We start from the raw sequence: 15006 nt of genomic DNA, 5'->3' as shown, positions 1-15006 counted from the left end.
TGATATGACGAAGAACAGTAACAGGAACCACAATGAGTGAAATGACTCAAACTGCCGAAGAGCAGCCAATTGATGAGTTGGTGGGCTGGGTCAAGCAGCATGATTTTTCATTAAACTTGCCGCCAGAGCGCTTAGCATTTTTGATTGCTATCGCAGTATTAAGCAATGAAAGGTTCGATGAAGAGCTGGGCGAGGGTGAACTGCATGATGCGTTTACTATCGTCACTCGACTGTTTGAAGATACTGGTGAAGCCTCAGCGTTTCGTGCCAATAATGCAATTAATGAGTTGGTTAAACAGAAGCTGATTAGCCGCTTTACCAGCGAAATTACCGATGGCGCAAGCATATACCGCTTGTCACCGTTGGCTATTGGTATCTCAGATTATTATTTACGTCACCGTCAGTTCTCTAAATTAAAACTGTCTATCCAACTTTCCATGGTTGCCGACGAGATGGCAAAGGCCATTGAAGCTGCACAGAAAGGCGGAACGCCAGGACATTGGAGAAAGAATGTTTACGGCGTGCTCAAGTATTCTGTTGGTGAAATTTTCGATCAGATTGATCTTAACCAACGTGTTATGGATGAGCAGCAGCAGACCGTAAAACAGCAGATTGCCGACCTTCTTAATAAAGATTGGCGTGAGGCGATCAACAACTGTGAAGTCTTGCTATCAGAAACCTCAGCCACGCTAAAAGAGCTGCAAGACACCTTGCAAGCGGCAGGTGATGAACTGCAAACGCAGATCCTAGATATCCAAGAAATAGTCTACGGTGACGACGAACTTGAGTTTGTTGGCGAAACCCTGTTTGGTCTGCAAATGAAGCTCGACCGAATCACAAGTTGGGGCCAACAAGCAATTGATCTGTGGATCGGCTATGACCGTCACGTTCACAAGTTTATCCGTACCGCGATTGATATGGATAAGAACCGTGCCTTCAGCCAACGCTTACGTCAATCTGTGACTGAATACTTTGATGCGCCTTGGCTACTGACGTATGCCGACGCTGAAAAGTTAACTGACCTTCGTGATGAAGCACTAGTGCTTCGTGATGACGAGGTAACAGGACAAGCGCCACTCGACGTAGAGTACGAAGAATTTGAGCAAGTGAACGATCTGCTGTCTGAAAGAATTGCAGATATGTTAAAAGCTCACAAACAGCAAGGTGCGCCAATCGATCTTGGCCTTGTGTTACGCGACTACCTCGCTGAACACCCTCGCACACACCATTTTGATTTAGCCAGAATTGTTGTCGACCAAGCGGTGCGCTTAGGTTACTCAGAGTCTGACTATCAGGCTATTCAGCCAGATTGGCAGGCAATCAACGATTTCGGTGCAAAGGTACAAGCCAATGTCATTAACAAGTACTGATGATTACATGCCAGAGAAACTGGTAAAAGCGATAGCGAACCCATTGTTCCCTGCGCTAGACAGCATGCTGCGTTCAGGTAAGCATATTTCAACAGAAGACCTAGATAACCACGCGTTACTGTCTGATTTTGAAGTTGAGCTTCAGCATTTCTACCAACGCTACAACACAGAACTTGTGAAAGCACCGGAAGGTTTCTTCTATCTGCGTCCGCGTTCTACGTCTTTAATTGGTCGTAGTGTGTTGTCTGAGCTAGACATGCTTGTTGGCAAGGTATTGTGTTTCTTGTACCTAAGCCCAGAACGTTTAGCTCACGAAGGTATCTTCACTAACCAAGAGTTGTTTGAAGAGCTAATGGCGCTAGCGGATGAGAAAAAACTCATGAAGCTAGCAACAAACCGTGCGTCTGGTTCTGATTTAGACAAAGAAAAACTGTTTGAAAAAGTGCGTACTTCTCTGCGTCGCTTACGTCGTATCGGCATCTTGATTGCGATTGGCGAAACGGGCAAATTCCGTATCAGCGAAGCGGTATTCCGTTTTGGTGCGGACGTACGTGTTGGCGATGACATGAAAGAAGCTCAACTGCGCCTTATCCGTGATGGTGAGGCTGTGGTGCATACTCAAGAACCTAACCAAGGTAGCTTGTTGAATGAAGAGAAAGCTGAAGCTACATCAGATGTAGATGAAAACGGTCAACAAGATATTTTTAACGATCAAGCTGACTTTGACCTTGAGTCAAACGACGGCGAACAAACAAAAGTAGAAGGTGAAGCATGATTGAAAGAGGTAAGTATCAATCATTAACCATGGTCAACTGGAACGGCTTCTTCGCACGTACTTTTGATATTGATGGATTGGTTACAACGCTTTCTGGCGGTAACGGTGCAGGTAAGTCGACCACAATGGCGGCATTCATTACAGCACTTATCCCTGACCAAAGCCTTCTGCATTTCCGTAACACAACGGAAGCAGGCAGCTCACAGTCATCACGTGATAAAGGCCTTTACGGTAAGCTTCAGCCAGGCGCATGTTATGCAGCGTTAGATGTGGTGAACTCTCGTAACCAACGCCTACTGTTTGCAGTAAAACTGCAGCAAGTTGCTGGTCGTGACAAGAAAGTAGACATCAAGCCGTTCGTTATCCAAGGTCTTCCAAGCCATGTGAAGCCAACGGATGTATTGATTCAGAACGTTTCAGACAGTCATGCTCGTGTATGTCAGCTAAATGATGTGAAGGCCGCAGTTGCACAATACGAAGGCGCACACTTCAAAGCGTTCTCTTCGATTGTGGATTACCACTCACAGATGTTCGAATACGGTGTGGTACCGAAGAAACTGCGTAATAGCAGCGACCGTTCTAAGTTCTACCGTCTGATTGAGGCATCACTTTATGGTGGTATCTCAAGCGCAATTACACGTTCTCTGCGTGATTACCTTCTACCGCAAAATGGTGGTGTGAAGAAAGCATTCCAAGATATGGAATCGGCACTGCGTGAGAACCGCATGACGTTAGAAGCGATCAAGACAACTCAGTCGGATCGTGACTTGTTCAAGCATTTGATCACTGAATCGACCAATTACGTGGCAGCAGACTACATGCGCCATGCAAACGATCGTCGTAACAAGCTTGATCAAACCATGAAGTTCCGTGGTGAACTGTTTGGTTCGCGTGAAACTTTACTTGAGCAAAACAACCTGTTGAATCGAGTTCAAGAAGAACTTGAGTTGCTGGTGGATCAAGAATCGTCTCTAGAACAAGACTACCAAGCGGCTTCGGATCATCTTCAATTGGTTCAAACTGCACTTCGTCAGCAAGAGAAAATTGCTCGCTACAGCGAAGATCTAGAAGAGCTTAATGAGCGTCTAGAAGAGCAGATGATGGTGGTTGAAGAAGCTCAAGAGCGAGTACTTCTTGCAGAAGAGCAGGCAACCATTACTGAAGAAGAAGTGGATAGCCTGAAAACTCAGCTTGCTGATTACCAACAAGCATTGGATGTTCAGCAGACTCGCGCACTTCAATACCAGCAAGCGGTTCAAGCATTAGAGAAAACCAAGCAGTTGCTAGGTGATGAATCTATTACGGCAGAAAGTGCGTTGACCTTGGTTTCTGAGTTAAAAGCACAAGAAGAGTCAAGCACACAGAAGCTACTGTCTACTAAGCACAAGCTAGACATGTCTTCAGCAGCTTCTGCACAGTTCGATAAAGCGCTGTCTTTGGTTAAGAGCATTGTTGGTGATTTTGAACGTAAAGAAGCGTCTCACAGCGCTAAACAAGCTCTAGATAAAGGTCGTAACGCAAAACACGTTGTTGAGAACGAACAGCAATGGCGTGCTCAGCATCGCGACATGGCTCGTGATGTGGCGCAGCAGCGTCAAGCGAAAGAGCTGGCGACTGAATACCAAAAGCAACACAATATTTCACTGACTGACGAAGCGGTTTTCGAAGAAGAACGTGAACGTCATGCCATGCAGATCGAAACGCTTGAGTATGCTCAAGAAGAGCTGCGTGAAGCGAAGAGTGAACAACGTCGTGTTCAGCAAAACCACGATCAAGAGATTCAAAAGCTTGAATCTGTTGCTCCTGCGTGGATCACAGCAAATGATGCGCTTGAGTCGTTGAGAGATCAAACCGAAGCTGAGCTAGAAGATAGCCAAGCTGTGATGACGCAAATGCAGCAAGTGCTTGAAGATGAAAAATCTCAAGTGGTGGCTAAAGATCAACTGGCAACGCGCCGAGCTGAACTTGAGCAAGAGATCGAGCGTCTAGCGTCACCTGGTGGTTCTAACGATCCTCGTTTGAAAGGCTTAGCAGATACCCTTGGTGGCGTTCTGCTTTCTGAGATCTACGACGACATCACGATTGGCGATGCACCATACTTCAGTGCGATGTATGGCCCGGCTCGTCATGCGATTGTGGTTTCAGATCTTGATGGCATCAAAGAGAAACTGATTGATCTTGATGATTGTCCTGAAGACCTTTACATCCTTGAGGGTGATGTAGACGCGTTTGATGACAGCTCGTTCAATGCCGATGAGTTAGAAGGCGCGGTGTGTGTTCAACTGAACGATCGCCAGATGCGTTACTCTCGTTTCCCTGAGATCCCACTGTTTGGCCGTGCAGCTCGTGAGCAACGTTTAGAGAAACTGCGTGAAGAGCGCGATGTGGTTGTTGAGAATCACGCGAAAGCTGCGTTTGACTCTCAAAAACTTAATCGTTTATACCAAGCATTCAATAGCTTTGTAGCGAAGCACCTGCACGTTGCGTTTAACGCAGATCCAGAGCAAGCACTTACAGTCGTTCGTGAGAAACGCAACCAAGTAGTGCGCTCGTTAGCTGAACTGGATTCGAAAGAGCAACAACAACGCAGCCAGCTTCAACAAAGTAAACAGGCGATTGCTGCGCTTGATAAGTTAGCGCCTATGGTTCGTATTCTAGAAGACGAAACATTAGCTGAGCGTTTGGCTGAACTAGAAGTACAACTAGAACGCCTGAGCGAAGCTAAGTCTTACCTGAACACTCACGGCAAAGCACTTGCTTCACTAGAGCAAATCGTTTCTGCACTAGACGCAGACCCAGAGCAATTTGAAGCTTTGGAAGCAGAGTATCGCCAAGCGGACAACGCGCTGCAAACGTTAAAAGGCAAAGTGTTCGCGCTGTCTGATCTGATTGAACGTCGTCACTACTTTGCTTACGCAGACTCAGTTGATCTGCTTAACAAGAGCAGTGAATTGAGTGAGCAACTGAAAGCGAAGCTGGTTCAAGCAGAACAAGCTCGTGCGAAAGGCCGCGATGGCTTGAAGCAAGCTCGCGAACAGATGAACCAGTACAACCAAGTATTGGCAGCGTTGAAGAGTTCGCACCAAGCGAAGCAAGAGACTGTTCAAGAGTTCAAACAAGAGCTTCAAGAGTTCGGTGTTAACGCTGATGAAGGTGCTGAAGAGCGCGCGGTGCGTCGTCGTGACGAGCTTCAAGAGCGTCTGCATACGTCTCGTAGCCGTAAGAGCGAATATGAGCGTACGATTACCTCAACTGAACTTGAGATGAAAGCACTGGCTAAGCGTCTTAAGAAAGTACAGAAAGAGTACACAGAGCTTCGTACCTTCGTTGTTGCAGCAAAAGCCGGCTGGTGTTCAGTACTGCGTTTAGCACGTGAGAATGACGTTGAACGTCGTCTACACAAGCGTGAACTGGCTTACCTAACAGCGGGTGAACTTCGCTCAATGTCGGATAAATCACTGGGTGCACTACGTCTGGCTGTGGCTGACAATGAAGACCTACGCGATTCGCTGCGCCTATCGGAAGATAACGCGCATCCAGAGCGTAAGGTTCTGTTCTACATTGCGGTTTACCAACATCTTCGCGAGCGTATTCGCCAAGACATCATCCATACGGATGATCCGGTTGAAGCAATCGAAGAGATGGAAGTTGAACTAGCTCGATTAACTGAAGAACTGACGCAGCGTGAAAACCGCCTAGCGATCAGCTCTGAGTCGGTAGCAAGCATTATTAAGAAGACGATTCAGCGCGAGCAGAACCGTATTCGAATGCTAAACCAAGGTCTGTCGAATATTTACTTTGGTCAGGTTAAGGGCGTACGTCTGAACGTTAAGATTCGTGAAAGCCACGAAATCTTGCTATCAGGCCTAGCGACTCAACAAGAGCAGCACAAAGACTTGTTCGAAACGACTCGTTTCACTTTCTCAGAAGCGATGGCGAAGTTGTTCCAACGTGTGAACCCACACATCGACATGGGCCAACGTTCTCCGCAAGTTCTGGGTGAAGAGCTGCTTGATTACCGTAACTACCTAGAGCTAAGTGTTGAAGTTAACCGTGGTTCGGATGGTTGGCTACAAGCTGAATCCGGCGCACTGTCTACCGGTGAGGCGATTGGTACTGGTCAATCTATCCTACTGATGGTGGTACAGAGCTGGGAAGAAGAATCTCGCCGACTTCGTAGCAAAGACATTGTTCCATGCCGCTTGTTGTTCCTTGATGAAGCAGCACGTCTGGATGCGAAGTCTATCTCTACACTGTTTGAACTGTGTGACCGTCTAGGTATGCAGCTTCTGATTGCAGCACCGGAGAACATCAGCCCAGAGAAAGGTACAACCTACAAACTGGTACGTAAGGTCTTCAAAGATCATGAACACGTACACGTTGTTGGCCTGCGCGGATTTGCTCAGAATAAGCCAGCCTCTTCAGTCCAAGAGCTTATCGAAGAAACTGAACAATAAACAGAAGCTGACTCACTTCTACTAATTCAAAGCCCCTCATCGTAGGCAATGTAGTTCACTTAAGCGGAGCTGCTTTGCGATTAATTGGGTAGCGAGTCTTTGATATTTTTACCGCCCTAGGCCGATTAGGCTTAGGGCGTTTGTCTATAAAGAGGACTGATAAGTCTCCCCTTAGACTCTTTAAACGCTTAGGTGTATTGCCTGGCGATATCGCTTTACTCATCACCTTCAGTTGGCTCGCTATAAACTGACAAGCGTATTTAAAGCTAATTTCATTCGGCATTCTTCCATGTTCAACTGCTGCCTGACTTGCTTCACGTCTTACCAAATTATAACCAAGCAACAGCCCCCAGAGTTCTTGATAAACAAGGTTTACTGTTTTACTGCGTAATACTAAGGCATTGTGTTGCATTGAGCTTTTGATATCACGATAACCTAATTCGATTTCCCAACGTTCATGATAAAGTTCGGCTACCGCTTTCGCGTCGTAGTCTGCTCTTGGAAGGGATGTAAAAACAGTTTTCTGCTTACCTTGTACTTCATAGGTCACCGCTCTGACTTGCCATTTTTCAGGTAAACTAGGGTTCTTTTTGAGAGCTTGCGGTGAGACGTTCATTTCGATGAGCATATCATTGCTTTCTTCTTCATCTAAAAGTGTGTATTTCAACCCTTTCCTTGCTGGTATCAACCAATGTCTATTAATACCGCTATTTTGAAGAGAGAGAAGTAAGTCTGCACCGTAAAAACCTTTATCTAGTAACGTCACAGAGTTATCTGGTAAAGAGTCGATGAAGGGCATAGCAAGTGGGATTTCACCACGCCGATAAGGGCTTATGGCAGCGTCAACGATGACATGAGAACGGACATTCATCATAGTCACAACTCTTAGCATTGGATGTGGTGTCTGCCTGCTACTCGAGGTATTACCCGAGCCAAAGTGCTCTCTAAGTTCGGGCGTATCCGCGGTGCGAAAAAGAGCACCGTCTACAGCAAAAACTTGTAATCCTTGCCACGTATCATCACGGTATCGTTCAAGACCCCACGTTCGCCCACATTGTTTAAACAACCACTCTGGTGCAGCACTGCCTAAACGTTGTCTTGCCTGGGTTAAAGCACTTTTTGCTAATAACTCTTCATCAGCCAAGCCATCCGCACAGACATTCATTCTTCGTGCGACTTCGGCAATTGGTTCATTACGGAAGAAGGCCATGCCGACAATTAGCCACAAGACCATGTCACTTGGTAGTCGACGTCGGCGAATAGTCGCTTTATCAGAAAGACTAGCTGCCTTAACAACCCATTCATCTGGGATATGTTCAGAGAAAGTGGTGAGTTGAGCTACATCAACAGGATTTTCTTCGAGGAAATCGACAAAATAGTTTTGGATAGACATAAAAAATCGGAAGCCTAGAAACAGGCTTCCGATTATCTCTCAGAAGAAGGATCGGTCAACCGATCCTTATCTGATCTACATTGCCTCATCGTAGGGGCTTTTTTATGTCTCGAATCTAGCCTTTTTGAATAACTGATAAGACCACTCATACTATGTGGTTAATCTCAATAGAACTTGTTTGAAGTCACACGCACAAACCACATTTAATGTATGGTAATGAGTGGCGGCACTCTTGTAATACCGTGCCGATAATTATTTTTGAGCGTGACTCGTACGCAAACTTGAAGGTAGGACTCAATATGATTCAGATCGTTATTGATGGGAAATTTCGAATCGTCGAACAAGGGCAGACTGTGCTTGAGGCGGCAAAAACATGTGGTCTAGAGATCCCATCTCTATGCGGTTTGAATAAGACTGGGGATAAAGTCCCGTGCGATCTGTGTGTGGTTGAAGTGGATGGTGTGGGAATGACTCGTTCCTGTGAACTTGAAGTGTCCAACGGCTTGAACATCACAACTCAATCTAAACAGCTAACCTCTCACAGACAGGGTGCGTTGAATCGAATCATGGCAGACCATTATGCTGACTGTGAAGCGCCATGCCAAACCGCTTGCCCGGCGGGAGTCGATATTCAATCCTATCTTCATCACATCGCTCAAAATGATCATACCAAAGCGATCGAAGTGATTAAGAAAACACTGCCGATGCCACTATCGATCGATCGGTCGTGTGTGCCCGGCCTTTTGTGAAACCGAGTGTCGAAGAAACTTAGTCGATGATTCGATTGCGATTCGCCAACTCAAGCGACACGCAGCCGATGCAGATTTGGCTGCTCAAGAGAGCTACATGCCTGCGAAGAAGGCGAGTAAAGGCAAAAGTATAGCGATAGTTGGGAGTGGCCCTGGTGGCTTAACGGCGGGCTATTACCTATCGAATGAGGGTTATGATGTAAGTGTATATGAGTCGATGCCTAAAGCTGGTGGCTGGTTACGTTATGGTATCCCAGAATATCGCTTACCTAAGTCCATTCTAGACAAAGAAATCGAACTGATGTGTCGTAACGGAATGGTTGTAGAGTGTGACAAGAAGCTCGGTGTCGATTTCACCTTGTCAGCTCTTTGTCGTGATTTCGATGCGGTCTGCTTAGCTGTAGGTGCATCACAAGCTGTTGAAATGAATTATCCCGGTAGTGACCTTGGTGGCTGCTATTTAGGTGTTGATTACCTGAAAGATTATGTCACCGATAAACAGTTCACTACGGGCAAAAAAGTGGCGGTGATTGGCGGTGGTAATACCGCAATTGACTGCGCACGAACCGCAGTGCGTGATGGTGCTGATACCACACTCATCTATCGTCGCACGCGAGACGAAATGCCAGCGGAAGATTACGAAATCGAAGAGGCGGAGCATGAAGGCGTTAAGTTCCACTTCTTGACTAACCCAGCTGAGAATATCGCTGATGAAAATGGCCATGTATCAGAAATTCGATTAGAGCGCATGGCGCTTGGCCCTGCTGATGCGTCTGGCCGTCGTAGCTCTAAACCAACAGGTGAGTTTTTTGTTGAAGCATTCGATACGGTCATCGCTGCTGTATCGCAAAAGCCAGATCTAAGTTTCATGGATAACGAAGAGATTGATATCCCACTAACTCGCTGGAACACCGCGGATGCTGATCCGCAAACCATGCACACAGGTCAGGGTAATATATTTAGTATCGGTGACTTCCGACGCGGGCCTGCTACTGCAGTTGAAGCAGTAGGAGACGGGCGAATTGCCGCGCAAGCAATCGACCGATTTTTTAATGGTGATATGGATAATATCCCAGCAAAACCGTTTAACTCTAGAAAGCATAAGGAGCTTAAAGCGGTCGACCCTGAGCAATATAAATCGATACAACGCATGGCTCGTAAGATTATGCCAGAGCTGACGCCAGAGCAGCGTGAGCAAAGCTTTGAAGAAGTCGAAACTGGTTTTGACAATGCCGATGCCATTGCAGAAGCGGCAAGATGTCTAGAGTGCGGTTGCCAAGCCAACACGAACTGCGACCTACGAGACTTTTCAACCGAATACAAAGCAACGCAGACACACCCAGAATACAAAATCGATATTGCTTCAAATGAAAGCTGGCAAGCTATTCGCGCAGAAGAAGCGAAAGTGGGTTCAACAAGACAGAAGTTTGCTGTCGACAATAGCTCTGAATTTATAATTTTCGATGCCAACCGCTGCATCAGTTGTGGCCAGTGTATTCAAGCCTGTCCAACCGGTGCCATGGTGGATGCTCGTGATAGAAAGCAAGGTGACACCGACGTTCTTAAGACGGTCGATACCATCTGCACCTACTGTGGTGTGGGCTGTAAGCTAACCATGCATATCGATGAAGCGAAGAATAAGATTCGTTATATCGAAGGTGGTGACTCTCCGGTTAACGAAGGCATGTTGTGTGTTAAGGGGCGTTTTGGTTTTGACTTCGTGAGTAGTGATGCTCGCCTCACAACCCCATTGATTCGTAAAGATGGCTGGTTACAACCTGCGAGTTGGGAAGAAGCTATCGCGCTGATTGCCGATAAGTTCACTTCGATTAAACAAGGCTTTGGCAGTAATGCACTAGCCGGTTTCTCTTCGGCTAAAACTACCAATGAAGATAACTATGCGTTCCAAAAATTCGTTCGTCGTGAACTTGGTACTAACAACGTCGACCATTGTGCTCGCCTTTGCCATGCTTCAACGGTAACTGGGCTTGAGGCTTCTCTGGGCAGTGGGGCGATGACTAATGACATTCCAAGCATCAAACACTCGGATGTCATCTTCATCATAGGTTCTGATACTACATCCGCACACCCGATTATTGGCTCGCACATAAAGCAGGCGGTAAGACATAACGGTGCGCGTTTGATTGTCGCAGACCCTAAGAGAATCGATATCGCTGATCACGCAGAGCTTTACTTAGCACATCGACCGGGTACAGACGTGATGTTAATCAACGGTGTGATGCAGCAAATCATCAAACATGGTTGGTATGACCAAGAATATATCGAAGATCGTGTGGATGGCTTTGATACCTTATTGCAAGAGGTAATGTCGCCAAGTTACTCACTAGACAAAGTCGAACTGGTGACAGGCGTTAAAGCTGAAGACATTTTCGCGATGGCGCGCTTGATTGGTACCGCAAAGCGCACGGCGGTGTATTACTCCATGGGCATTACGCAACACACGACTGGGCACGATAATGTTCGCTCCATTGCTAACCTGCAGCTCCTGTGTGGCAATATCGGCATTGAAGGGGGCGGTATCAACCCGTTGCGCGGTCAATCCAATGTTCAAGGTGCGTGTGATATGGGGGCATTGCCAAATAACCTACCTGGGTATCAGAAGGTCTATAACCCAATAGTGCGTCAAAAGTTTGCGATGGAGTGGGGCATTACTGATTTACCAGCGGAGACCGGACTAACACTCACCGAAATTATTGACGGTGCATGTAACCGAGAAGTTCGAGCCTTATACGTGATGGGTGAAACCCCCGTATTGAGTGACCCAAATCAAGCGCACGTGATTGAAGGACTTGAGGCGTTGGATTTCCTTGTTGTGCAAGACATCTTCTTAACTGAAACGGCGCAGTATGCGGATGTGGTTCTGCCATCTTGCTCATTCGCTGAGAAGTCTGGTCACTTTACCAATACTGAGCGACGTGTTCAGCGTATTAACCCTGCGGTATTACCACCGGGGGAAGCGAAGGAAGATTGGGCCATCATTCAAATGCTGGCAAATGCTATGGGTGGCGGCTGGAACTACCAGTCGGTTGCCGATATCACTAACGAGATTGCTCGCGTAACACCACAGTACGCAGGTTTACGTTGGGAGAATATTACGGTGAATGGTGTGCAATGGCCAAGCAATAAGAACAACCCTGATGGCACTCGTATCATGCACCAAACCCAGTTTACTCGTGGACGTGGCCAAATGGAGGCCATTCCGTTTCGTTATGCGGCTGAGCTACCGGACGAAGAGTACCCGTTGGTGCTTACGACCGGGCGTATTTTAGAGCAGTTCCATACTGGAACCATGACGCGTAAAACCAAAGGCTTGGATAACCTAGCAGGACCGTGTGCGATGGTCAGTGTTCATGATGCCGAGGCATTGGGGATTTCGAATGGTCAAATGCTCAAGGTATCAACACGTCGCGGCGAGATTGAGATTGCAGCGTTTGTGACGAAGCGAATGCAAAAAGGGGTGGTGTTTATTCCATTCCACTTTGTAGAGTCTCCAGTGAACCGTTTGACAACAACCGCGACCGATCCACATGCTAAGATCCCAGAATTCAAGGTGGCGGCAGTACGCATTGATCCCATTCGAGAGCCTGTAATTGAAGTTATAGAGGTTTAGCCCAATCCGTTAAATAGCAGGTACTAAAAAGCCGCATAACTCTCAGAGTTATGCGGCTTTTTTATTGAGCTTGGTAATTATTGAGTTAGCAAGCTAGCAACTGATTGAGTTCTCTGTTCAGTTGTAGGCTTAGCTTGAAACAATCTCATTACTGTGAACACCAAATTGTTTTGCAGCGTAAGCAACGCGCTGAGCAGGTTTTGGGTATTCAGCGGGTGTACCAAGGTTTTCAATATGCTGTAATCTAGGAAGTAGACCTGCGCCGTTGGCGATTTGGATAGCCAAACCTGGGCGAGCATTAAGTTCAAGTACCATTGGGCCTTCTTCTTGGTCTAAAACCATGTCCGTACCCATGTAACCCAAGCCAGTCATTTCCCAAGCGCTTGATGCAAGAATCAGCAGCTTTTCCCAGTGAGGAACTTGCAGCAGTGCCAGTTCTTTACCTGTATCTGGGTGGTGCGTCACCGGTTGGTCAAACTGAACCGCTCGCACCGCTTTGCCTGTTGCAATGTCAATCCCTACACCAACAGCACCTTGGTGAAGGTTAGCCTTGCCATCAGAAGCTGAAGTAGAAAGGCGCATCATCGCCATCACAGGGTAGCCTTTGAATACAATGATTCGTACATCTGGCACGCCCTCATAACTGAAACCGTCAAAACATTCGTCAAACTTAATCAGGTTTTCTACTACGGCAACGTCGTTCTTACCACCTAGCGAGAAAAGACCTGCAAGAGCGTTACTGATGTGACGCTCTACATCTTCTTCGTTAATGGTTGAGCCAGACGGCTTAGTATAAACGCCGTCTTTGTGTGAGGTGATGACAAGGATACCCTTACCACCACTCCCTTGAGCCGGCTTGATTACAAAACCAGGCCACTCTTTTACCATCTTATGGATTGTCTTTACTTCAGCTTGGTGACTGATCACGCCGATAAGCTTAGGTACAGTTGCCCCAGCTTGTTCAGCGATGATTTTAGTCTTTAGCTTGTCATCAACTAACGGATACTTGGAGCGATCATTGTAGCGACCAATATAGCTATGGTTACGCTTGTTCATCCCCATGATGCCTTTGTCTTTCAACTTAAACGGCGAAGTAAACTGTTCAAACATAACTTAATCCTCCGCTAGCGGTTTAAAGCGACGTAGCTCAGTTAAGCGGTAACCAGTGTAAGTACCTAGTAGTAAAATACCACCTAGGACAATCAGTTGTAGACCGATAAAGTTAAATGTTAGGTGTTGAATGAACGGGTTAGTCATTGCTAAGTAAACAAGTACGGCAGTCAATAGTGAGCCACCACCTTGAAGAACAACTTCTTTCGCGCCTTCTTCTTCCCATAGGATAGACATACGTTCGATAGTCCAAGATAGGATGATCATTGGGAAGAACGTAATAGATAGACCTTCAGTCAGACCCACTTTGAAAGCAACCACGGTAAACACGGAAATAATCATGATTACCGTGATAATCACCGCGGATATCCTGGCAACCAGCAGTAGGTTGAGCTTGGATAAGTAGCTACGAATAATAAGGCCTGTGCCGACAATCAGTAAGAAACCGACAATACCCGTAACCAGTTGTGTTTGAACAAAGGCTACTGCAATCAGAACTGGCATGAAGGTACCAGATGTTTTCAACCCGATGATAACGCGTAAGAACACAACAATCAGAGCACCGATTGGAATTAGCATGATGGTTTTAAACATCGCTTGCTCTTCTAGCGGTAGGCTGTGAATCGATAGGTTCAATAATTGGTCTGCAGAGACTTTACTGTTGGTTGCTTCAGTAGGAGTAATATCTTGAGCAATCATCGAGAAGTGAACTTTACTGTTTTGACCACCAACAACATCTAACAGAGATACGTTCGACTCATCCCAGATAAGTAGATTTGGTTGAACTTGTTGTTCGCTTGATTCAGGGGAGAACAGAATCCACTGATCGTTATCCCAAACTTGGAGCATGTTCTGAATGGATTGACGACGGCGACCATCTTCTAGCTCGATAACACCAACCACTTTGTTGTGGATTTTTGCTGCCGAAAGTAGCTTGTGTGTCGCTTCTACTTTGGTCATGTTGTTCAGAAGCAGCGCTGAGTTTTGGCTGTCTGGATCGTTTAGCGTTTTGATCAGCTCACGAGTGAAGGTTAGGTTGTCCGCTGAACGTTTGGTTGCGCGGTCAATCAAAGCAATCGATGCTGCTTCTTCTGGTCCGTCGAAGCTTGGTTGAGCAACTTCACCTTCTGGTGGGTTCTCAGTAACTTTTGCTTGGCTATCGACTAAGAATTGAGTTTTGTAGTAGATGGTTTGAGGGCCATCTGCATAGCGGATAGACCATTCAGCGCGGCGACCTGATTCGGTATTCAAGTAAGAGATACCGTAGCCTGGTGATGAAGCTGACTCGCTGATGAGCGTGTAGTTAGACTGAGTATGAGGAGCCGCTAATGAAACCTTCGCTTCTTTGCCTACTGCATTGAATTCGATACGAGCTTCAATGTCCCACACCTGTCTGGTTTCCCCTGGAGTCCAAGGAACACCATAAGTCGTATGTCTGAACATACTCAGTGTTATACCTGCTGCAATGAGCAGGAAAATAGAGATATAAAATGGAATTCGTGACGTCATAGCTTACCCTAC

6 protein-coding genes and 1 pseudogene are annotated in these 15006 nt (G+C 46.5%); 4 read left to right on the top strand and 3 right to left on the bottom strand.

Features of this window, described 5'->3' with window-relative positions:
• Positions 1 to 32: 32 nt before the first annotated feature.
• Genes mukF through mukB form a run of 3 tightly spaced genes read left to right on the top strand, consistent with a single transcriptional unit; the run spans position 33 to position 6602 of the window.
• Positions 33 to 1370 (top strand): chromosome partition protein MukF, encoded by a 1338-nt coding sequence (mukF, locus tag OCV52_RS10115; RefSeq protein WP_008220060.1) that lies wholly within the window; start codon positions 33 to 35, stop codon positions 1368 to 1370.
• The gene (mukE, locus tag OCV52_RS10110) at positions 1351 to 2145 is read left to right on the top strand and encodes a chromosome partition protein MukE (protein WP_137407714.1); all 795 of its coding nucleotides are present in this window, start codon (positions 1351 to 1353) and stop codon (positions 2143 to 2145) included. The genes mukF and mukE overlap by 20 nt, the downstream gene beginning before the upstream one ends.
• On the top strand, positions 2142 to 6602 hold the full coding sequence (mukB, locus tag OCV52_RS10105) for a chromosome partition protein MukB (RefSeq protein ID WP_137407715.1): 4461 nt from the start codon (positions 2142 to 2144) through the stop codon (positions 6600 to 6602). The genes mukE and mukB overlap by 4 nt, the downstream gene beginning before the upstream one ends.
• A 55-nt stretch (positions 6603 to 6657) precedes the next feature.
• On the opposite strand, the gene OCV52_RS10100 is transcribed toward mukB, so the two are convergent.
• Positions 6658 to 7995, bottom strand: a complete 1338-nt coding sequence (locus OCV52_RS10100; protein ID WP_137409200.1) for an IS4 family transposase — start codon at positions 7993 to 7995, stop codon at positions 6658 to 6660.
• 299 nt (positions 7996 to 8294) lie between these two features.
• Between OCV52_RS10100 and fdhF the strand changes: the two are divergent.
• A pseudogene (fdhF, locus tag OCV52_RS10095) lies at positions 8295 to 12375 on the top strand (formate dehydrogenase subunit alpha).
• Positions 12376 to 12504: 129 nt separating this feature from the next.
• Here the strand turns inward: fdhF and OCV52_RS10090 are convergent.
• Positions 12505 to 13485 carry an alpha-L-glutamate ligase-like protein gene (locus tag OCV52_RS10090; protein ID WP_137408822.1) on the bottom strand — a complete coding sequence of 327 codons (981 nt, stop codon included), beginning with the start codon at positions 13483 to 13485 and terminating at the stop codon, positions 12505 to 12507.
• A gap of 3 nt (positions 13486 to 13488) precedes the next feature.
• Positions 13489 to 14994, bottom strand: coding sequence for an inactive transglutaminase family protein (locus tag OCV52_RS10085; protein WP_137408823.1), 1506 nt, complete (start codon positions 14992 to 14994; stop codon positions 13489 to 13491).
• Positions 14995 to 15006 lie beyond the last annotated feature (12 nt).

This window comes from Vibrio chagasii (assembly GCF_024347355.1).
Lineage (GTDB): Bacteria > Pseudomonadota > Gammaproteobacteria > Enterobacterales > Vibrionaceae > Vibrio > Vibrio chagasii.
Note: the sequence above shows the minus strand (reverse complement) of the source record. Positions and strands in the feature narration are given on the sequence as shown.

What these genes read in the sequence shown, in the direction of transcription:
- OCV52_RS10100 (WP_137409200.1), bottom strand. Translation starts at nt 7,995, where the DNA reads ATGTCTATCCAAAACTATTTTGTCGATTTCCTCGAAGAAAATCCTGTT.
- OCV52_RS10085 (WP_137408823.1), bottom strand. Translation starts at nt 14,994, where the DNA reads ATGACGTCACGAATTCCATTTTATATCTCTATTTTCCTGCTCATTGCA.
- mukF (WP_008220060.1), top strand. Translation starts at nt 33, where the DNA reads ATGAGTGAAATGACTCAAACTGCCGAAGAGCAGCCAATTGATGAGTTG.
- mukB (WP_137407715.1), top strand. Translation starts at nt 2,142, where the DNA reads ATGATTGAAAGAGGTAAGTATCAATCATTAACCATGGTCAACTGGAAC.
- mukE (WP_137407714.1), top strand. Translation starts at nt 1,351, where the DNA reads ATGTCATTAACAAGTACTGATGATTACATGCCAGAGAAACTGGTAAAA.
- OCV52_RS10090 (WP_137408822.1), bottom strand. Translation starts at nt 13,485, where the DNA reads ATGTTTGAACAGTTTACTTCGCCGTTTAAGTTGAAAGACAAAGGCATC.